This window comes from Longispora fulva (assembly GCF_015751905.1).
Lineage (GTDB): Bacteria > Actinomycetota > Actinomycetes > Mycobacteriales > Micromonosporaceae > Longispora > Longispora fulva.
This window is the reverse complement of the sequence record NZ_JADOUF010000001.1, coordinates 7,473,684-7,494,536: the sequence shown is the minus strand read 5'-3', so window position 1 is coordinate 7,494,536 and position 20,853 is coordinate 7,473,684. Positions and strand designations below refer to the sequence as shown.

General features: G+C 72.7%; 19 protein-coding genes. 4 read left to right on the top strand and 15 right to left on the bottom strand.

Translation table 11 applies throughout. The features are described from left to right. Positions 1-178: 178 nt before the first annotated feature. Positions 179-1,048 carry a homoserine kinase gene (thrB, locus tag IW245_RS34665; RefSeq protein WP_197007316.1) on the bottom strand — a complete coding sequence of 290 codons (870 nt, stop codon included), beginning with the start codon at positions 1,046-1,048 and terminating at the stop codon, positions 179-181. Between the two features lie 94 nt (positions 1,049-1,142). Here thrB and IW245_RS34660 point away from each other — a divergent pair, with 94 nt between their 5' ends. After that, on the top strand, positions 1,143-1,754 hold the full coding sequence (locus IW245_RS34660; protein WP_197007315.1) for an MFS transporter: 612 nt from the start codon (positions 1,143-1,145) through the stop codon (positions 1,752-1,754). Between the two features lie 27 nt (positions 1,755-1,781). On the opposite strand, the gene IW245_RS34655 is transcribed toward IW245_RS34660, so the two are convergent. The 5 genes from IW245_RS34655 to argS form a co-directional block, all read right to left on the bottom strand. Further along, positions 1,782-3,005, bottom strand: a complete 1,224-nt coding sequence (locus IW245_RS34655; protein WP_197007314.1) for an MFS transporter — start codon at positions 3,003-3,005, stop codon at positions 1,782-1,784. Positions 3,006-3,182: 177 nt separating this feature from the next. Then, on the bottom strand, positions 3,183-4,238 hold the full coding sequence (thrC, locus tag IW245_RS34650) for a threonine synthase (protein ID WP_197007313.1): 1,056 nt from the start codon (positions 4,236-4,238) through the stop codon (positions 3,183-3,185). A gap of 87 nt (positions 4,239-4,325) precedes the next feature. Next, positions 4,326-5,669, bottom strand: coding sequence for a homoserine dehydrogenase (locus IW245_RS34645; RefSeq protein WP_231399037.1), 1,344 nt, complete (start codon positions 5,667-5,669; stop codon positions 4,326-4,328). Beyond that, positions 5,666-7,051, bottom strand: coding sequence for a diaminopimelate decarboxylase (gene lysA, locus IW245_RS34640; RefSeq protein ID WP_197007312.1), 1,386 nt, complete (start codon positions 7,049-7,051; stop codon positions 5,666-5,668). Before lysA ends, IW245_RS34645 begins: the two co-directional genes overlap by 4 nt. A gap of 2 nt (positions 7,052-7,053) precedes the next feature. Further along, entirely contained in the window at positions 7,054-8,691 is a 1,638-nt protein-coding gene (gene argS / locus IW245_RS34635) for an arginine--tRNA ligase (RefSeq protein WP_197007311.1), read from the bottom strand. Positions 8,692-8,801: 110 nt separating this feature from the next. Between argS and IW245_RS34630 the strand changes: the two genes are divergently transcribed. Both IW245_RS34630 and IW245_RS34625 read left to right on the top strand, forming a co-directional pair. Further along, complete coding sequence (locus IW245_RS34630) at positions 8,802-9,710, top strand: thioredoxin-like domain-containing protein (RefSeq protein ID WP_197007310.1); 909 nt, start codon at positions 8,802-8,804, stop codon at positions 9,708-9,710. Positions 9,711-9,897: 187 nt separating this feature from the next. Beyond that, a complete protein-coding gene (locus IW245_RS34625; protein WP_197007309.1) occupies positions 9,898-10,518 on the top strand; it encodes a DUF305 domain-containing protein in 621 nt (206 codons plus the stop codon). 176 nt (positions 10,519-10,694) lie between these two features. Here IW245_RS34625 and IW245_RS34620 read toward each other — a convergent pair whose 3' ends face one another. From IW245_RS34620 to nadD, 9 genes are all read right to left on the bottom strand, one after another. Further along, entirely contained in the window at positions 10,695-11,141 is a 447-nt protein-coding gene (locus IW245_RS34620) for a hypothetical protein (protein WP_197007308.1), read from the bottom strand. Between the two features lie 49 nt (positions 11,142-11,190). Continuing rightward, on the bottom strand, positions 11,191-12,159 hold the full coding sequence (gene holA / locus IW245_RS34615) for a DNA polymerase III subunit delta (protein ID WP_197007307.1): 969 nt from the start codon (positions 12,157-12,159) through the stop codon (positions 11,191-11,193). A gap of 112 nt (positions 12,160-12,271) precedes the next feature. Beyond that, positions 12,272-14,572, bottom strand: a complete 2,301-nt coding sequence (locus IW245_RS34610) for a ComEC/Rec2 family competence protein (protein WP_197008833.1) — start codon at positions 14,570-14,572, stop codon at positions 12,272-12,274. Positions 14,573-14,655: 83 nt separating this feature from the next. Then, entirely contained in the window at positions 14,656-15,267 is a 612-nt protein-coding gene (locus tag IW245_RS34605) for a ComEA family DNA-binding protein (protein ID WP_307788963.1), read from the bottom strand. A 763-nt stretch (positions 15,268-16,030) separates the two neighbouring features. Further along, positions 16,031-16,888, bottom strand: coding sequence for a DegV family protein (locus tag IW245_RS34600; RefSeq protein WP_197007306.1), 858 nt, complete (start codon positions 16,886-16,888; stop codon positions 16,031-16,033). Positions 16,889-16,967: 79 nt separating this feature from the next. Further along, a complete protein-coding gene (locus IW245_RS34595; protein ID WP_197007305.1) occupies positions 16,968-17,210 on the bottom strand; it encodes a hypothetical protein in 243 nt (80 codons plus the stop codon). A 149-nt stretch (positions 17,211-17,359) separates the two neighbouring features. After that, complete coding sequence (locus IW245_RS34590) at positions 17,360-18,019, bottom strand: histidine phosphatase family protein (RefSeq protein WP_197007304.1); 660 nt, start codon at positions 18,017-18,019, stop codon at positions 17,360-17,362. Next, on the bottom strand, positions 18,019-18,417 hold the full coding sequence (rsfS, locus tag IW245_RS34585; RefSeq protein WP_197007303.1) for a ribosome silencing factor: 399 nt from the start codon (positions 18,415-18,417) through the stop codon (positions 18,019-18,021). The genes IW245_RS34590 and rsfS overlap by 1 nt, the downstream gene beginning before the upstream one ends. Positions 18,418-18,490: 73 nt before the next feature. Next, a complete protein-coding gene (gene nadD / locus IW245_RS34580; RefSeq protein ID WP_197007302.1) occupies positions 18,491-19,090 on the bottom strand; it encodes a nicotinate-nucleotide adenylyltransferase in 600 nt (199 codons plus the stop codon). 25 nt (positions 19,091-19,115) lie between these two features. Between nadD and IW245_RS34575 the strand changes: the two genes are divergently transcribed. Beyond that, positions 19,116-20,825: a DUF5107 domain-containing protein gene (locus IW245_RS34575; protein WP_197007301.1), complete on the top strand. Its 1,710-nt coding sequence runs from the start codon at positions 19,116-19,118 to the stop codon at positions 20,823-20,825. Positions 20,826-20,853 lie beyond the last annotated feature (28 nt).

Sequence of the window (20,853 nt, the reverse complement as noted above, 5' to 3'; positions counted from 1 at the left end):
GACCCGCGATCCGTTCGGGGTGTGTGGGGGTGTCATAGCGATGAAGCATCGAGATGACTTTATCCACGGAGGAACGGGGCACAAGCCCCGCCTAGATCGCGCGCTTCGGGCGACTGTTCTCGCTTAAGCGTAGTCAACGTTGCCTAGCTGCGGCAACAGGGTCACCCCCCGCGTGTCGCTAATGAGATATCCGAGCCCCGGTCGTGTCAACTCGGAGAGGCCAGGAAGCGAAGTTATGCCCGGTTATATCCGGTATAACATCTTTGTCGGGGACAAACGCTAGCACGCTCGGTCCGGCCCCGCTCACCACCGCCGGCACTCCCCTGGACCGCAGGTCCGCGACGAGTGCCGCCGTCGCGGGGGCTCCCGCGGCCCGGTACCCCTGGTGGAGGCGGTCCTCGGTCGCGTCGAACAGCAACTCCGGCGCGCTGGTGAGCGCGTGCACGAGCAGCGCCGAGCGCCCGGCGTTGAACGAGGCGTCCCCGTGCGGCACGCTCGCCGGCAGCGCCGCCCGCGCCTCCTTCGTCAGTCCGCGGTCCTGCGGCACGAAAATCATCGGGTGTACGGCCGGATGTGGCCCGATGGTCACCGCACGTGCCCCTCCAGCGGGAGTCCAGGCGATCGTGAACCCGCCGAGCAGGCACGGCGCGACGTTGTCCGGGTGCCCTTCGAGGTCATTGGCGACCCGCAGGGCCTCGGCACGGTCGTCGGGCGCGCCGGCCAGCGCGCGGGCCGCGAGCACCCCGGCGACGATGGCCGCCGAGCTGGAGCCCAGGCCGCGGGCGTGCGGGATCCGGTTCACGCAGGTCAGGGCCAGGCCGGACGGGCGGGGGTGGCCGAGGTCGTCGAAGGTCGCGTACATCGCGCGGACGATCAGGTGCGTCTCGTCGGTGGGGACCTGGTCGGCGCCCTCGCCGATGACCTCGACCGTGAGGCCGTCCGTTCTCAGCGCGACGGTCACGTCGTCGCACAGGTCCAGGGCCAGGCCCAGCGCGTCGAAGCCCGGGCCGAGGTTCGCGCTGGTGGCGGGCGCTGAGATGGTGACCATCCCGGCAGCCTACAAAGGGGACACGGGGATGTCGCACGGGTGTGGCAGTATGTCCGCCATCCGGACCCCCGGACCCAGAAAGGTGCCCATGAACATGGTCGGCATACAGCTCGCCAGCATCCTGTCCGCCAGCCTCACCGCCCTCGTGCTGATCGCCGGGCTGATCGTCGCCGCCGTGACCATCCGGCGCAACGGGCGGGCGTCCGGGCTCGCGATGGCCGGGTGCGGGGTGCTCCTCGTCGGCGAGCTGGTCTTCACGATCGGCTACCGGGTGATCTCGTACTCCGAGGGCTCGATCGTCACCCTCAGCATCCTCGCCGCGGTGCTGCACGTCGCCGGGATCGTGCTGCTGCTCTCCGGCGCGTTGCTGCCGCGCAAGGCTGCGGCGCAGCCGGCCGGGCAGCCCGGTGGGTGGAGCGCCCAGCCGGAGCAGCCGTGGAACACCCCCCAGCCGGAGCAGGGCGGGTGGGGGCAGCAGGCGCCGACCCAGACGGGGCATGCGCAGCAGGGGTACGCGCAGCAGGGCGAGCAGGGGTGGAACCCGCAGGGGCAGGCCGGGTGGACGCCCGGCTACGGGCAGGACGTGCCGCAGCAGCCGGGGCCCTACGGCCAGCCGGGAGTGGCCCCGCAGTCGGGGCCGCCGTTCCAGCCCGGGGGCCAGCCGTCGGGGCCGCCCCACCAGCAGCCGTATCCGCCGCAGCAGTAGGGATCGGACGGTCCGGGGCGCTCCCGGTCAGGCCGTGGCCGGTTGGGCGCGGCGGAGGCGGGCCGTCGCGAGGTACCAGCAGATCGAGTAGGCCAGGGTCAGCGCGCCGCCCACGGCAACGATCACCCGCGCCGGCACGTGGTCGGACAGCACGCCGGCGGTGCCCTGGCTCAACGACACCGCGAGGAACGCGATCATCACGTCCGCGCTGAACACCCGGCCACGCAGCTTGTCGGGCACCTCGAGCTGCAGGGCCAGGCTGGACATCGCCCAGTTCCCGCCGCCGGCCATGTGCGCGACGGCCACCAGGACCAGGGCGAGCCAGAACCAGGGCGTCAGACCCACCATCAGGTACGCGACGCCGTAGGTCGCCATCGAGACCGCCAGGCCGGGCAGGAGCCAGCTCTGCCGGCGCAGCACCACGCCCCGCAGGAGCAGCGGCCCGAACAGGGCGCCCAGGCCCCGGGCGGCGAACAGCGCGCCGACGCCGAGCGGTCCGACATGGAACACCGTGGCCGCGAGGACCGGGAACACCGCGAGCACCCCGTTGCCGACGCCCACGGCGCACTTGACCGTGATCAGGGCGCGGACCCTGGGCTTGACCCTCAGGTACCCCATGGACTCGCGCAGCGCCGACCACGCCGACACCGCGACGGTCGATCGGGCCGCCTGGAACGGCTGGCGGACCCGCAACTGGAGCGTGATCGCCATGGCCAGGCACAGAGCGCCGCCGACGAAGGACCAGTACGGGCCGAACGCCGCGCTGGACATCCCGCCCAGGGACGCGCCGAGCACGGCCATCGTGCCCCAGGAGCTGCCGGTGAGCACGCTGGCCGCCGGCAGGTCCTCCGGAGCGAGCAGGTTGGGCAGCGCGGCCTGGGCGGCCGGGGAGTAGAACGCCTTCGCCACGGCGATCGAGCCCATCGCGACCAGCGCCAGCCAGGCCATGCCGGGGCTGCGCACGAGGAGCAGCAGGAGCACGGCCAGGATGCTGACGGCGTTGGCCCACAGCACGATCTTCTTCCGGTCGAGCCGGTCGGCGAGGGTCCCGGTGTACGGCAGCAGGAGCGCCATGCAGCCGGTGTCCACGGCGAGCATCAGGCCGCCCCAGACCCCGCTGCCGGTGAGCTGCTGCAACAGGACCAGCAGCGGGACCATGACGAACCAGTCGCCGCCGAACATGATGAGCTCGGCGCCGAGCATTCTGCGGAAGTCGGCGTTTCGGGTAAGGAGCATGAGGGGGCCAGACACATTACGACCCTAACGCAACGTGGTGGGGGCCCGCTGAGGGCGACGATGCGCGCGTTGGGAAGGCCCCTGCATACAACACCGGTATGCAGGGGCCTTCCCGCCTTCGCCTCCCCGCCCTCAGCGGGCCAAGACGTTAGATCAAGAACGCGGCTTGTGCGCTAGCTGCGGAACCAAACCTCAGGCGAGGCCCAATTCGTGGGCGGCGCGGTGTGCGTCGACCGGGATCGTGATCGGGGCCGGGGCCGAGGCGACCGCCCAGTCCGGGTCCTTGAGCCCGTGACCGGTCACGGTGCACACGATCCGCACCCCGCGCGGGATCAGGCCGTCGGCGCTGCTCGCCAGCAGGCCGGCGACGCTCGCCGCGCTGCCCAGCTCGACGAACACGCCCTCGGTGCGGGCCAGCAGCTTGTACGCGGCCAGGATGTCGCGGTCCGTCACCGAGCGGATCGCACCGCCGGAGGCGTCCCGGGCGTCGAGGGCCTTCGTCCACGAGGCCGGGTTGCCGATCCGGATGGCCGTCGCGATGGTCGACGGGTGCTGCACGACCTCGCCGCGCACGATCGGGTCGGCGCCGGCCGCCTGGATGCCGATCATCTTCGGCTTGCGGGTGCTGTTGCCGGCCTCGAAGTCCTCGCAGTAGCCCATCCAGTACGCACTGATGTTGCCGGCGTTGCCGACCGGGAGACAGTGGTAGTCCGGGGCGTCGCCGAGCGCGTCGACGATCTCGAACGCCGCCGTCTTCTGGCCCTGCAGCCGGTCCGGGTTCACCGAGTTGACCAGGGCGACCGGGTAGTCCTGGGACAGCTTGGACGCCAGGGCCAGACAGTCGTCGAAGTTCCCGTCGACCTGGAGGAGGCGCGCGCCGTGCACCAGGGCCTGGGCCAGCTTGCCGAGCGCGATCTTGCCCTGGGGCACGAGGACGGCGCAGGTGATGCCGGCCCGGGCCGCGTACGCCGCGGCCGAGGCGCTGGTGTTGCCGGTCGAGGCGCAGATGATCGCCTTCGCCCCGGACTCCACGGCCTTGGACACGGCCATCGTCATGCCGCGGTCCTTGAAGGAGCCGGTCGGGTTCGCGCCCTCGACCTTCAGGAACACCTCGCAGCCCGTCCGCTCGGACAGGCCGGGCGCGGCCACGAGGGGCGTGCCGCCCTCGTGCAGCGTGATCACCGGCGTCGTCGCCGTGACCGGCAGCCGGTCCCGGAATTCTTCGATCAGACCACGCCACGCAGCCATGCTGTGCTCCTCTGTCGTTGCCGTTCTCGCCCTGGCCGCCGTGACCGCTCCGTCGCGGTCACCGGCGGGCCGGCTGTGTTCCCTGGACTAACTCTCGACCCGCATGACGCTGGCGACCTCGCGGACCATGTCCATGCTCCGCAGCTCCGCCACGGTCGCGGCCAGGGCCGCGTCGGTCGCCGCGTGCGTCACGATCACGAGCACGGCGTCGTTGCCGCGTCCGGACTGCTTCACCGTCGAGATGCTCACCGCGTGCTGGGCGAACACCCCGGCGACGGCGGCCAGGACGCCGGCCTTGTCGGCCACGTCGAGACTGATGTGGTACCGGGTGACGACCTCGCCCATCGGCTGTACCCGCAGGTCAGCGTAGCTGGATTCGCCCCGGGAAACAGTGCCCGAAATCCGGTTGCGCGCGACGGCCACGACGTCGCCGAGCACCGCGGACGCCGTCGGCGCGCCACCGGCTCCCCGGCCGTAGAACATCAGCTGGCCGGCGGCCTCCGCCTCGACGAACACGGCGTTGAAGGCGTCGCCGACGCTCGCGAGGGGGTGGCTCGTCGGGATCATCGCGGGGTGCACCCGGGCGGTCACGCCGCCGTCGGCCGTGCGGTCGGCGATGCAGAGCAGCTTCACGACACAGCCCATCGCCGCGGCGCTGGCCACGTCGGCGGCCGTCACCTCGGTGATGCCCTCGCGGTACACGTCCGCGGCGGTCACCCGGGTGTGGAACGCCAGGCTGGCCAGGATCGCGGCCTTCGCTGCGGCGTCGAAGCCCTCGACGTCGGCGGTCGGGTCGGCCTCCGCGTAGCCCAGCGCCGTCGCCTCGTCGAGCGCCTCGCTGAACCCGGCCCCGGTGGTACACATCTTGGACAGGATGAAGTTGGTCGTGCCGTTCACGATGCCGGTGACCCGGGTGATCCTGTCCCCGTGCAGGGACTCGCGGAGCGGCCGGAGCAGGGGGATGGCCCCGGCGACGGCGGCCTCGTAGTACAGGTCGGCGCCGCCCTCGGCCGCCGCGGCGTGCAGGGTCGCGCCGTCCTCGGCCAGCAGGGCCTTGTTCGCCGTGACGACGCTCTTGCCGGAGCGCAGCGCCTCGACCAGCCAGGTCCTGGCCGGCTCGATGCCGCCGACGACCTCGATGACGATGTCCACGTCGTCGCGCTTGACCAGGCCCAGCGGGTCGGTCGTGAAGATCGCGGCCGGCACCGGCAGGCCGCCCCGGTCCCGCTGCGGCCGGCGGACCGCGATGCCGGCGATCTCGATCGGCGCGCCGATCCGGGCCGTCAGGTCCTCGGCCTGCTCGTGCAGCAGGCGCACGACCTCGCCGCCGACCACGCCGCACCCCAGCAGTGCCACCCGCAGTGGCCGGTGCGCCGGAGCGCCCGCCCTGGTGGTGGTGTCCGACCCCACGCTGCTTTTCCCGTTGCTCATCCCACGTCCAACCGCAGTAGGTCTTCCTCGGTCTCCCGGCGCACGATCACGCGGGAGGCCCCGTCACGTACGGCGACCACGGGCGGGCGGACCGCGTGGTTGTAGTTACTCGCCATGCTCCGGCAGTATGCCCCGGTGCCGGGCACGGCGAGAAGATCTCCGGGGCCGATGTCACTGGGCAGGAATTCATCCTTCACCACGATGTCCCCCGACTCGCAGTGCTTTCCCACCACGCGGGCGAGCATCGCCGGGGACTGTGACGAACGTGACGCCAGGGTGGCGCTGTAGGCGGCGTCGTACAGGGCCGGGCGGATGTTGTCGCTCATCCCGCCGTCGACCGAGACGTACGTGCGGATGCCGTCGACGTCCTTCGTCGTGCCGACCTCGTAGAGGGTGCACATCGCCGAGCCGATCAGGGCGCGGCCGGGCTCGACGGACAGGTGCGGGACGGCCAGGCCGTACCCGGCGCACTCGTGCTCCACGATCTTGCGGAGGTTGCGCGCCAGGTCGGCCGGGGGCAGCGGGTCGTCCTGGGAGGTGTACGCGATGCCGTAGCCGCCGCCGAGGTCGAGTTCGGGGAGCTGGCGGCCGTACCCCTCGAAGATCTCGCTCTGGAAACCGAGCAGTCGCCGGGCCGAGACCTCGAAGCCGGACGTGTCGAAGATCTGCGAGCCGATGTGCGAGTGCAGGCCGCGCAGTTCGAGGACGTCGTCGGCCAGAATCTGGTCGACGGCCTGCCGGGCGGCGCCACCTGACAGGGAGAAGCCGAACTTCTGGTCCTCGTGCGCCGTCGAGATGTACTCATGCGTGTGCGCCTCGACACCCACGGTCACCCGGATCATGACCTTCGGCCGGACGCCGCGCTGCCGGGCGATGGCCGTCAGCCGCTCGATCTCCGTGAACGAGTCGACGACGATCCGGCCGACCCCGGCCTCGACGGCCCTGGTCAGCTCGGCGACCGACTTGTTGTTGCCGTGCAGGGCGATCCGCTCCGGCGGCATGCCGGCCGCCAGCGCCACGGCCAGTTCGCCGCCCGAGCAGGTGTCCAGGGACAGTCCCTCCTCGGCGACGATCCGGATCACGGCCTTCGCGCAGAACGCCTTGCCGGCGTAGTAGACCTCCGCGCCTTCGAACGCGGTTTTGAAGGCCCGGCAGCGGGACCGGAAGTCGTCCTCGTCGAAGAGGTACGCCGGCGTGCCGTGCTCGGCGGCCAGCTTGCGGACGTCCACGCCGCCGAAGCTCAGGGAGCCCTCGTCCGTGCGGAAGACCGTCGACGACCAGAGCTTGGGCATCAGGGCGTTGACGTCGGTCGGGGGGCGCAGCCATTCGGGGCCGTGGTGGCCGGCCTCGGCGTGCAGGGCACCCGCCTCGTGGGACGACACGACTACATCCGCTCAGGGGCGGTCACGCCGAGCAGGCCGAGGCCGTTGGCGATGACGGTGCGGGTCGCGTCGTTGAGCCACAGCCGGGCCCGGTTCGTGTCCGTGGCCGGCTCGTCGCCCATCGGCAGCACCCGGCACACGTCATACCACCGGTGGTAGGTGCCGGCCAGCTCCTCCAGGTAGTGCGCGAGCCGGTGCGGGGCGCGCAGGTCGGCGGCGGCGGCCACGGTCGCCGGGTAGTCGCCGAGCGCCTTGAGCAGCTCGTGCTCCTTCTCGTGCCCGAGCAGGGCCGGGTCGAACTCGCCCCGGTCCAGGCCCAGCTCGGCGGCGTTGCGGGCGACGCTGGCGGTCCGGGCGGCCACGTACTGCACCCGGTACACCGGGTTCTCCCGGCTCGCGCTCGTCCACAGGTCGATGTCCAGGTCGATGTTCGAGTCGCTGGAGTACCGGGCCAGCGCGTACCGCGACGCGTCCACGCCCAGCGCCTCCACCAGGTCCGCGAGCAGCACGATCGTGCCAGCCCGCTTCGACATCCGCACCGGCTGGCCGTCGCGCACCAGGTTCACCATCTGGCCGATCGGCACCTCGAGCGTCTCGTCCGGGTTGTCGCCGAAGCAGGACACCATGGCCCGCAGCCGGCCCACGTAGCCGTGGTGGTCGGCGCCCAGCATGATGACGACCTTGGTGAAGCCCCGCTCGCGCTTGTCGAGGTAGTAGGCGCAGTCGGCGGCGAAGTACGTCCAGTCGCCGTCGGACTTGCGGATCACCCGGTCCTTGTCGTCGCCGAAGTCGCTCGTGCGCACCCAGACCGCGCCGTCGCGCTCGAACGTGTTGCCCTGGTCCGTCAGCCGCTTCAGCGCCGCGTCGAGCTCGCCCTTGTTGTGCAGGTCCTTCTCGTTGAAGTACACGTCGAAGTGCACGCCGAAGTCGGCCAGGGACTGCTTGATCTCCGCGAACATCAGCTCGACGCCGTGGGTGCGGAACGTCTCCACGTCGTTGGCGTCCGGATGCTGCGCGCGGATCGTGGTGGCGATGTCGGTGATGTACTCCCCGACGTACCCGTCCTCGGGGATCTCCTCGCCGTTCGCCGCGGCCAGCAGGGACCGGGCGAACCGGTCGATCTGGGAGCCGGCGTCGTTGAAGTAGTACTCGTTCGTCACGCTCGCGCCGGACGCGCGCAGCAGCCGGGACAGCGCGTCGCCGACGGCCGCCCACCGGACCGCGCCGATGTGCACCGGGCCGGTCGGGTTCGCCGAGACGAACTCCAGGTTGATGTTCTGGCCGGCGAGCACGTCGCCGGTGCCGTAGTCGGCCCCCGCCGTCACGATCGTCCGGGCGAGCTCCCCGACGGCCGCCGCGTCCACCCTGATGTTGATGAAGCCGGGACCGGCGATCTCCGCGCTGGCGACCCCGTCGGCCTTTACCAATTCGTTAACAAGGTCGGTCGCCAGATCGCGCGGGTTCACGCCGGCCTTCTTCGCCACCTGCATGGCCAGATTCGACGCGTAATCGCCGTGCTCAGGACTCCTCGGTCGCTCCACCGTCGCCGTCGCCGGCAGCAAGGCGGCATCCAGCCCACGCGCGACGAAAACGGCGTGGGCGGCGGTCAGGACAGCTTCGGCTAGCTTTGCGGGAGTCACCCGAACATGATACGGGGGGTAAGCTTCGACCCTCGACGGCGACCTATCCGGCGGTACCACCTGCTGGGAATGCCGACGACCACCCCTTCGACACCCTGACGAGGAACTCGATGAGCATCACCACCCCGTCCGGCGAGCCGCGCAAGCCCGGCGACAAGCTGCCGTCCAAGGCCTCCACGGGCGAGCCGGGCACGTCCTCCGCCGCCGACGCCCCCAAGGCCTCGGCGGCACCCAAGCGGTCGGCCGGCGCTCCCAAGAAGGGCGCCCAGCGCCCACCGGCCAAACCCGCTGGTAAGGGGGCAAAAGGCGCGAAGGGCAAGTCGTTCGCCCCGGTGAAGGTCAACCAGCAGAAGAACTGGGGCAGCATCGCGATGTTCACCATCGTGGGCCTCATCGTCGTCGGCATCATCGGGTACGGCACGGTGCAGGCCATCCAGGGCTCCAAGACCTGGGAGGAGAAGGCCCGGGGCATCGACGGCATCGTCGACTGGCATAAGACCAACGAGAAGGAGTTGGCTGCCGGCAACGGCAACCACGTCCAGGGCCTCGTCAAGTACTTCGCCACCCCGTCCGTCGGCGGCAACCACAACGGCATCTGGCAGAACTGCATGGGCGACGTCTACCCCCAGCAGATCGCCAGCGAGCACGCCACCCACAGCATGGAGCACGGTGCCGTCTGGGTCACCTACGACCCGGCCTCCGTCTCCCCCGACGACATCAAGAAGCTGACGTCGAAGGTCCAGGGCAACGAGTACACCCTGCTCAGCCCCTTCCCGAACCAGGGCAGCCCCATCTCGCTGCAGGCCTGGGGCTGGCAGCTCAAGGTGAACTCGGCCTCCGACAGCCGGATCGACGACTTCATCAAGGCGCTGCGGAAGAACGCCAGCGTCGAGCCCGGCGCGGTGTGCTCCGGCGGGACCACGGCGACCGGCACCACCCCGCAGGGCGGCGCCGACCCGCAGACGCCGGTGCCGAGCGCGGCCCCGTCGGGCACTCCGGCTCCGAGCGCGACCCCGTAGGTGTGAGATGACCGGCCGTCGCCCCTGGTGGGGTGGCGGCCGGTTCCACGCGTGAGGTGGCCGTCGCCCGGATGGGTGGGGCCGGCTCGATGCGCGGCGCGGCCATCGGCCGCCGCGCGACAGACCCCCGGAGGACGCACCTTCGGCGGACGCGACGGTCCCGGGACGGGAACCTAAGGTGGAGACCATGAGTGACGTGACCACGCCCCCGCGGGCCCGCCGCTGGCCCCTCGTCCTGCTGGCGGCCGTCCTCGCCCTGGCCACCGGCTTCGCGCTCGCCCAGTTCTGGCCCAGCCACCCCGGCGACGACTCCCCGGAGGCCGGTTTCGCGCGGGACATGTCCAGCCACCACGCCCAGGCCGTCGAGATCGCCATGCTCGCCTACGACCGGGCGACGACCCCCGACCTGAAGAACCTCGGCTACGACATCGCGCTCACCCAGGAAGCCCAGATCGGCACCATGAGCGCCTGGCTGATCGACTGGGACCTGCTCCCCACCGGCAGCCGCCCCCGGATGGCCTGGATGCCCGACGGCTCGGGCCTGCTGGTCAACGGCCTGATGCCCGGCATGGCCACCCCGGCGGAACTCACCGAACTGCGCGCGGCCACCGGGCCCGCGTTCGACATCCTGGTCTGCCAGCTGATGCTGCGGCACCATCTCGGCGGCATCCACATGGTCGACGGGATCCTGAAGGCCACCGACGACCCGGAGGTCACCCGGCTGGCGACGGCGATGAAGGCCGGCCAGCAGAAGGAGATCGTGACTCTCCGGGAGATTCTCACCACCTTGGGCGCAAAACCCCTGTAACCCCTATGACGCTTACGGTGGTTCCTGCTCCGGCGCGCATCGGCTGGAGCCCCGGGTGTCCAGGTCAGAGCGGATCTCGAACTCCTGGGCGCGCGGGTGCAGCTGGACGCCCCGATGGCCCCGGGCGAGATCGGCCGCAGCCCTCGGGCGCCCGGCTGAGCATCGTGCCAGGGGCGCTAGTCGAAGCGGCGGGCGTCCGACTTGCGTGCCGCGCGGACGTTCTCCGGCTCGTGGGGCCGCTGCCGCGCCGGGCCACCCCTGCGGGGCACTGAGCGGTCGCTCGACCACTGGGCCGGGACCTCGCCGGAACCGGACAGCCCCGGGACCGTCTGCGCTTCCTGGAGCTGCGGGTCGCCGTCGACCCGGGCCAGACCGACGGCCGGCGGGGGTTGCTGGCTCCGGGTGGCCCCGGCGATGACGTCGTTGACCTTGACCATGACGGCGACGACGACGGGCAGCACGACGAGGGACCACCAGGTGACCAGCTCGGCCATGGACAGCAGGACCGCGAGCAGGACCGAGCCTTCCAGGAGCAGGAAGCACATCAGGCCACCGGGGCGCAGGTGACGCAGGCGCAGGACGCGGGCGTACAGCGGGCGGTGCGCGGGGTGCGTTCGGATCACCGGGCGCCTCCGGGGGCGGGCTGGGCGCGGCGGGCACGACGGGGGCGGGTCATCGGCCGGCTCCACGGCGGGCCTGGGCGACGGCGAGGACGGCTCTCTCCAGTGCGTACGCCCGGTCGTCCGCGCCGCCCTTCACGTCAGCGTTGACCCGCGCGGCGGCCCGCATCGCCGTGACCAGGCCCTCCGGGGTCCAGCCCCGCGCCTGGCGCTGGGCGCGCTCGACCTTCCAGGGTGGCATGCCGAGCGAACTCGCCAGCTGGTAGCCGCTACCGGTCGCTCCGGCGACCCTGGCCACGGAACGCACCCCGTCGGCGAGCGCGTCGGCGATCGGCACCGGGTCGACCCCGACGGCCAGCGCCCAGCGCAACGCCTCCAGCGCGCCGGGCGCGTCGCCGATCACCGCGGCGTCGGCGACCGTGAAGCCGCTGACCTCGGCCCGGCCGCGGTAGTACCGGTGCACGACGTCGAGCGTGATCTTGCCGCCGGTGTCGGCGACCAGCTGCGAACAGGCCGAGGCGAGTTCGCGCAGGTCGTTCCCGACGGCGGACAGCAGGGCCTCGGCGGCGTCCTCCGGGCAGGAACCGCCGGCCCGGCGGATCTCGTCGCGGACGAAGGCGAGCCGCTCCCGGGGCTTGGTGACCTTCGCGGCGGGCACGATCTCGGCCCCGGCCGACTTCAGGCCGTCGGCGAGGGCCTTGCCCTTCGCCCCGCCCAGGTGGGTGACGACGAGGCACACGTCGGGGTCCGGGCTCTTGGCGTACGCGAGCACGGTGGCGATCAGGTCCTTCTTGGCGTCCTGGCCGTTGCGGAGGACGAGCACCCGCCGTCCGCCGAACAGGGACGGGCTGACCGCCTCGGCGAGCGCGCCCGAGGCGAGGTCTCCGGCGTCGTACTCCCGGATGTCCGCGTCCGGCTCCGCGTCCCGGGCCGCGCGCACGGTGGCGGCGACCGCCCGGGACGCCAGGAACTCTTCGTCGCCGAGGATCAGCCTGAGGGTGCCGCTAGCCGCAGTGCTCACCCGGCCATCGTCCCATGCCCGGGGCGGGTCCGCCGAGTACCCGGGTCGTGCCGATACCCGACTGCCCCGCCCCTCACCCGGGTGCTCCCGCCCGTCCCGGGCGTCGCGATGGCTACGGCGGGTGGCCGGTGCGGCGGGTCACGCTGAGGGCGCCGTCGCGGTCGGCGGACACCGCGATGTCGCCGTCGCGGTCGGTGCGCGCCACCTGGGCTCCCCCGCCGCCCAGAGTGTCGAGAACGCCCTGGTTGGGGTGCCCGTACCCGTTGCCGACGCCCACGGAGACCACGGCCACGGCGGGGCCGACGGCGGCCAGGAACGCCGGATCCTGGTACGCGCTGCCGTGGTGGGCCACCTTGAGCACGTCCGCGCGCATGTCGAGCCCCGCCAGCTCGTGCTGTTCCTCCGTCTCCGCGTCCCCGGCGAGCAGGATCCGCACGCCGCGCACCGTGGCCAGGACCACCAGGGAGTTCTCGTTGGGGTCGCTGCGGGTGCCGGTCAGGCGTCGGGTCGGCCCGAGCACGTGCAGCCGCACGTCTCCGATCTGGAGGTCCGCTCCGGTCTGCGGGGTACTGACCGCCGCGCCGGCCCGCCCCGCGACGGCCCGCACCACCTGGACCCCCGCCCCGGGCTCGGCGAACTCGGGCGCCAGGACAGCCCCGAGCCGGCGGCCGGGCAGGACCCCGGGGAGCCCGTCGACGTGGTCGGCGTGGAAGTGGCTGACGACGAGGAGTGCCACGGTGTGCACGCCGAGCCGGCGCAGGCACCCGTCGACCTTGTCCGGGTCGGGTCCGGCGTCCACGAGGACCGCCTCGCCGTCCCCGGCGCGCAGGACGAGCGCGTCACCCTGCCCCACGTCGCAGGCGACGAACACCCAGCCGGGCGGCGGCCAGCCCGGGGCGATCAACCGGACCGGTACAGCCCCGAGCGCCACACCGAGCGTCGTGACGACGACGAGACGGCGGACCGTGCGGTACCGGCCGGCGCACAGCAGCGCGAGGGTGAGCGCGCCGAGCAGCAGACCACCGGTCGCACCGCCCGGCCAGGGCACCGATCCGGCCGGCACCCCCGCCCCGGTGCGGGCGACGAGCACCAGCCACCGGGCGGCCCAACCGGCGAGCCAGGCGACGAACGACGCCCCGTCCGGCCAGACCGGGGACAGCAGCGCGGCGGCGACGCCGAGAACCGTGGCCGGGGCGACCGCCTGCTCGGCGAAAAGGTTCGCGGGCACGGCGACGAGGCTCACCGAGGACGACAGCACCGCGATCAGCGGGCCACAGGCGACCTGGGCCGCGGCGGGCACGGCGAGCGCCTCGGCGAGCCCGGCCGGCACGCCGCGGCGACGGAGCGCGTCCCTCCAGCCCGGCGCGAGGAGCAGCAACCCGCCCGTCGCGGCGACGGACAGCGCGAAGCCCATGTCCCCGGCCAGTTCCGGGTCGAGGACGACGAGGGCCAGCACCCCGGCGGCGAGGGCCGGCACCGCGGCCCGGGCCCGGCCGGACGCCAGGCCGACCAGCCCGAGGGTGCCCATCGCCGCCGCCCGCAGCACACTGGGCGACGGCCGGGCGAGCAGCACGAACCCGACCAGTGCGAGCGCGCCGAGGACGGCGGTGGTCCGGGGGCCGGCCCGGCACCAGGCCGCGGCGAACAGCACACAGCCGATCATGATGGCGCAGTTGGCACCGGAAACAGCGACCAAGTGGGTCAAACCGGTGGCTTTGAAATCCTCGGCGAGCGCCGGGTCGAGTCGGCTGGTGTCCCCGATGACCAGCCCGGGAAGCAGGCCTCCGGCGGGACCGGTGACGGACCGGCTGGCCCGCTGGAGACCGGCGCGCAGATTCCCTGCCCCCCGCTGGTACCACGGGGCCGCGCCCAGCAACTCCGGCGCACCCGAGGTACTGAGGGTCGCGGCGCGCAGGTCACCACCCCGGGGCGGCGCGAACCGGGCGATGGTCCGCACCCGTTGGCCCGGGAGCAGCCCGACCCAGCCGTCACCTGTCGCGAGAACCGTCACCCGCACGTCGAGGGACACCTCGGAGCCCTCGGCGAGGACCGACTCCCCCTCGTGGGCGGCGAGGCCCACTGGGTGGGGCCCGCCCCCGGGCGCGCCGATCCGGACCAGGTCAGCGGCGATCACGTAGCCGCGGCCACCGCGCATCAGCCGGGGATCGTCGGACACCACGAGCGTCACCGGCACGCTCACCCGGTCGTGGACCACCCGCTCGACGGCGGGACTGTCCCGGGTCACCGTCCGGCCCGCGGTGGCCAGGCCCCCGCACGCCACCCCGAGCAGCACCGCGACCAGGACGGTGGCGAACCGCGCGCGGCTGCGGCACACGACGGCGCTCGCGGCGAGCGCGCCGGCCCCGACGAGTGCGCTGGTCGACCATGGCAGGCTCAGCGCCGCCCAGGACATCAGCCACGTTCCGAGCGCCGCCCCGGCGAGCCGCAGGTCGTGCCGCCGGCCTCGGTCGACCGGGAAGCCGTCCACGGGGGCCGTCACACCGTCACCAGGTCCTTGAGCTGCTCGAACCGGGCGTCGCCGATGCCCTCGACGTGCCGGAGTCCCGAGATGTCGGCGAAGGGGCCGTGTGCCGTCCGGTACTCGATGATGCGTTGCGCCGTGACCGGCCCGACCCCGGGCAGCACGTCGAGCTCGGCCGGGGAGGCGGTGTTGAGGTTGACCTTGCCGGGCGGGACCCCCGGCACACCCGGGGCACCCGGGGCCGGACCGCCGACGACGATCAGCTCGCCGTCGGTGACCTTGCGGGCCAGGTTCAGGCCGTCGAGCTCCACGTCGGGCAGTGCGCCGCCAGCGGCCTCCACGACATCGGCGACCCGGGAGCCCGCGGCCACCCGGACGAGACCGGGCCGGCGCACCTTCCCCGTCACGGCCACCACGAGGCTCGCCGCCGTGGTCGGGGACGGATGCGCGGCGCGGACCGGGGCGACGGGAGTTGGCTCGGGCCGGTTCCAGTACGCGACGCCGGCCGCTCCGAGGGCGACGAGCAGCACGACGGCGGCCAGGGCTCGGACCCCTCGGCGGCCGGGGTCGATCCGCAGCCGCTCCAGGAGGGAGCCGCCGGCGAGCGGGTCGAAACCGGAGTCCACGGCGTCGTCCCGGACCTGGCGCCGCCCGAGGTTGGAGTCCGAGGCGTCGTCCCGGGCCTGTCGCCGCCCGGGGCTGGAGTCCACGGCGTCGTCCGGCGGAGATCCGCCGACCGGAACTGGCAGAGACCTGCCGGCCAGCTGATCCCAGCCGCCCTGGGCCGCCACCGGATCCGGCGGAGCCCACCGGGCCGAGGCGGCATGGACGGTCACCACCGGCCCGCCCAGATCTCCGGGCGAACGACGGGCCCGGACCACGAGGAGCGGCTGCTGCTCCGGGCCGGCACGCCCTGCCACGACGGCGCCGTCGCCAGACCTCCCACGTAGAGGGACGGCGGCACCGTCGTCGGATCCTCCGCGCACCGGAAAGGGACCGTTGGGAATGTCCGGCAGTGGAGGCCAGTCCTCGTCGTCGGGGCCGGACGTGGACAGCGACGGCTCGGAGCCGGTGAGGCGGATCAGACGGGCACGGACCGTGTCGGCCCAGACGGGAGTTTCGGTAGGCACGGACGAAAGCTAGATCCCGCCAGGAGCCCCGACAGCTCCCCTGTGGATAACCACCGACCCTGTGGACAACCCGGCCCCGGTCAGCCCCGTCAAGGACCGAGGACCACGCCTGGTCAGTCCCGCCTCGGCCCGTAGACGACGCTGGTCAACGCCGCCACGGCCCGGATTGCGCCTCGTCAACGCCGCCAGGGTCCGAGGAAGCCCACCACGGCCGCCGGCGGACCCGGGGCGGGTGCCGCGGTACCGGAATGAACGGTCTTCAGGAGGTGCGGGGGCTGACCACGACGCCGATCAGCCCCGGCCCCACATGGGCGGCCACCACCGCCCCGACCTCCGTCGTGTACAGATCCCCCAACCGCTCCCCCAGCCGCTCCCGGAGCTGCTCGGCGACGTCGGCCGCCCGGTCGGGGGCCGCCAGGTGGTGCACGGCGAGGTCCACCGGCCCGTCGGTGACGGCGACCGCGAGGTCGATGAGCCGGGCGAGGGCGCGTGAGGCGGTCCGGACCCGTTCCTGGACGACGACCTCGCCGCCCTCGACGTGCAGGATGGGCTTCACGGCCAGCGCGGTGCCGAGCAGCGCGGACGCCGCCCCGATCCGGCCGCCCCGGCGGAGGAACTCGAGGGTGTCCACGTAGAAGTATGTGCTGGCGGCGGCGGCGGTGTCCGCGGCGACGGCTGCGACCCGGTCGAGTGCCGCGCCGGACGCCGCAGCCCGCGCGGCGGCCAGGGTGGCGAATCCGAGGCCCATGCCGGTGCTGCCCGCGTCGACCACGACGACCTTGTCCCCGAACTCGCGGGCGGCCAGCAGCGCGGACTCGTGGGTGCCGGAGAGCTTGGCGGACAGGTGCACGGAGACCACGCCGGGCGCGCCGGCGTCGAGCAGTCGGCGGTACTCGACGGCGAACTCCTCAGGCGTCGGCCGCGAGGTGCTGGCCGTGTACCGCCGGGCCCGCAGCGCCGCCGCCACGTCCGCGGAGGTCACGTCGATGCCCTCGCGCCCCTCGGTGCCGGACAGCAGCACGTACAGAGGAACGACCGTGACCTTGTGGCGGGTCACCAGGGCCGGGGGCAGGCAGCCGGTGGAGTCGGTGACCACCGCGACGCGTCGACGGGACATCACCTCAGGCTAGTGCCCAGCGGGGCCGGCGAGGCCCGGTGCGGCAGGAGGGAGTCCACCGTCACGTGCCCGGGGCCCGTCAGGCCGCCCGGACCTCCAGCACGTGCAGCGGGATCCCCTGCTGGCACGTCGTCAGCAGGCCCGGTTCCGCCCGTCCCCGCACCGTGATCCGGTTGCCCTCGCCGATCAGCGTCCGGTCGCCGCCGAGCAGGAGATACACCCCGACCGGGGTGCGCAGGATCGTGCAGCCCTTCTCGACCCCGTCCTCGACGGTACCGGTCAGGGTCAGCTCGCCCTTGGTGGGCGGGTTGGACGGCATCATCGTGGAACCCCCGGGGGTCGAGGCGGGCGACGCGGACCGTGCGGTGGGAGCCGCGGGTGGTGATGCGGCAGGACCGGAAGGGGCCGGTGACCCGCATCCCGCGACCACGACGAGCACTCCGAGCACCACACCGACGCGTCTCATACGCCTCAGACGTGCGCGCCCCGCGCCCGGTTCCCGGCTTCCTGGACGCCCTGCCCCGGCGGCGTCGCCCCCACGGGCTCGCCGACGTTGTGCGCGTGCAGCTTCCACACGCCGTTACGCTGCCGCAGCTCCGTCCACCGGCAGTTGTACAGCCCGCCGATCGCCTCGCTGAACCCGGGCACGCCGATCAGCGCGGCCAACGCCCGGCGGGACGAGCCGCCGTGGGTGACGACGACGACGAGACCGTCGCAGTCGGCGACGGCGTCGGTGATCGCGGCGTGCATCCGGACGGCGACGGCGTCGTAGTCCTCGATCCCGTGGCCGTGCAGCGGCTGGCCGGTGCTCCACAGCTCCCAGTCGGAGGGGTACCGCTCAGCGACCTCGGTCCCCGTCATCCCCTCCCAGTCACCGAACGAGCGCTCGCGGAGCCGCTTGTCGGTGGTCACGGGCAGCCCGGTCAGCTCGGCGAGGTGCACAGCGGTGTCATAGCAGCGGCGCAGATCGCTGGACACGATCTTGGCTGGTCCCATGGCGGCCAGGAGTTCGGCGCCGGCCGCCGCCTGGGCGTGGCCGGTGGCGTCCATGTCGATGTCGGTCTGGCCCTGCATGCGGCCGATCGAGTTCCACGCGGTCTGGCCGTGCCGCCAGAGGATCAGCCGGCTCACTACTCGGACTCGACCAGCTGCTCGGTCAGGTCGCGGTCCTGGAACTCGATGATCGGGCAGTCCTTCCACAGCTTGTCGAGGCCGTAGAACTCGCGCTCCTCGTTGTGCTGGACGTGCACGACGACGTCGATGAAGTCGAGCAGGACCCAGCGCCCGGAGGGGTTGCCGCCCTCGCGCCGGACCGGCTTGGCCTTCTCCGGCAGCTGGAGCAGGGCCTCCTCGATCGCGTCGACGATGGAGAGGACCTGGCGTTCGTTGGGGGCGGACGCGATCAGGAAGGCATCGGTGATCACCAGGTGGTCGCTGACGTCGATGATCGAGATGTTCTCGGCCTTCTTGTCCGCCGCGGCCTGAGCGCCGGCGAGGGCGATCTCCACGGCGCGCTCAGATGCAGTCACAATGCTCCTTTTATCCCACCATGTCCGGCACGTGTGCCCGACTCAACAACCCAGTCTCGCACGCGACCCCGCCTTACTCCCACTCGTAAAGACGGCGTTTGGCGATGTACTGCACCACACCGTCGGGGACGAGATACCAGACCGGCTTGCCGACGGCGACCCTGGCCCGGCAGTCCGTCGACGAGATCGCCATCGCCGGCACCTCCACGAGGCTCACCGCGTCGTCGGGCAGGTGGGCGTCGCTGAGTTCGTAGCCGGGGCGGGTGACGCCGATGAAGTGGGCCAGCGCGAACATCTCCGCCGTGTCCTTCCACGACAGGATCTTGTCCAACGCGTCGGCCCCGGTGATGAAGAAGAGATCAACTTCGGCCCCGAAATGCGCACGAAGGTCGCGAAGAGTGTCAACCGTGTACGTCGGACCCTGTCGATCCACGTCCACCCGGCTGACCTGGAACCGCGGATTGGACGCCGTGGCGATGACCGTCATCAGATAGCGGTCCTCGGCGGCGCTGACCGGCGCGCCCGACTTCTGCCACGGTTTCCCGGTCGGCACGAACACGACCTCGTCGAGCGCGAACCGGTCGGCGACCTCGCTGGCGGCCACGAGGTGACCGTGGTGGATCGGGTCGAACGTGCCACCCATGATCCCGATCCGTCTCTTCACAGGCTCCATGATCGCCAGCGTAGAGTCCGGGAGCATGACCGAGCTCACTATCGCGGACATGACGCTGCCCACAGCCGGACTCGGCCCGGACTCCCCGTTGCCGGCGCTGCCCGGCCTGCCCGGTCATTTCCCGTACCCGACCCAGGACGGCTACGGCAGGGAGCTGCTCCCGGGGAAGCTGCGGGTCGCCGTGCTGGAGAACGAGCACGTGCGGGCGACGATCGCCCTCGACCTGGGCGCCCGGCTGTGGTCGCTGGAGCACGAGGGCCGCGAGCTGCTGCACCGCAACCCGGTGTTCCAGCCCGGCAACCTGGCGCTGCGCGACGCGTGGTTCGCCGGCGGGGTGGAGTGGAACATCGGCACCACCGGTCACACCCCGCTGACCTGCGCGCCGATGCACGCCGCCCGGGTGGACACCACCGACGGGCCGGTGCTGCGGGTGTGGGAGTTCGAGCGGGTGAACGGCACGCCGTACCAGATCGACTTCTGCCTGCCGCCCGGGTCGCACAGGCTGTTCGTGCACGTCCGGATCACCAATCCCACCGACGGGACCGTTCCCGTGTACTGGTGGTCCAACATCGCCGTCCCCGTCGACTGCCGCGTCGTGGCCCCCGCCGACCACAGCTACCGCTACGACTACACCCGCGAGCTGACCCTGATCGAAGCGCCGGTGCACGACGGCCACGACTACAGCCACCCGGCCGAGGCGACGCACGCCGCCGACTACTTCTTCAAGCTCGACACCGACGAGCCGTGGATCGCGGCGGTCGGGCCGGACGGGCACGGCCTGGTGCAGCAGTCCACCGCGCGCCTGACCGGCCGCAAGCTGTTCGTCTGGGGCGACTCCCCCGGCGGCCGGCACTGGCAGGACTGGCTCGGCGGCGGCTACGCGGAGATCCAGGCCGGGCTGGCCAGGACCCAGCTCGACCACGTGCCGCTGCCGCCGGGGGAGACCTTCGCGTGGGTGGAGGCCTACGGCCCGGTCGGCGCCGACGTGGGTCACGGCTGGGACGCCGCCCGGGCCGCCGTCGCCGACACCCTCGACTTCCGGGTACTCCGCGACCGGCTCGCCGACTGGCCCCGCTGGTGGGACGCGCCGGGCGCCCGGCTCCACGAGGGCTCCGGCTGGGGCGTGCTGGAGGGCGCGTTCCCCGGCGACCTCGGCCCCGACCAGCTCCCCTGGCAGACCCTGCGCGCCACCGGCCACCTGCCAGCCACCGCGTCCCCCGCGGTCCCACAACATTCCGCGTACTGGCTGGACCTGCTCGAACGGTCAGGTGACCGGGACTGGCACACCTGGTACCAGATCGGCCTGATCACGGCGCGGACCGACCCGGACGGCGCGACGGCGGCGCTGCGGCAGTCGGTCGCCGCCACTCCGACCGCGTGGGCCCTGCGCGCGCTGGCCCATCTCACCAGCTCGCCCGACGATTACCTCGCGGCCGTCGAACTGGCCCCCGACTGCTGGCAACTGCGCGCCGAGGCCGGGGACGCGCTGCTGTCCGCCGACCGCGCGGCGGAGGCCCTCGCGCTGGCGGTGCCGGGACTCCACGGCCGTCTCGACCTGCTCGAACTCCGCGCGGCCCTCGCGCTCGGCGACCGGACCCGCGCAGCGGGGGTGTTCGCCCGGGGGCTGGTCGTGCCGAACCTGCGCGAGGGCGAGACGTCCCTGGACGAACTCTGGCGGGAGACGCACCCGCAGGTGCCGCTCCCGCCGGAGTTCGACTTCCGGATGACCGCCTAGCGCACCGCCCGCCCTCGAGCACCGGGCC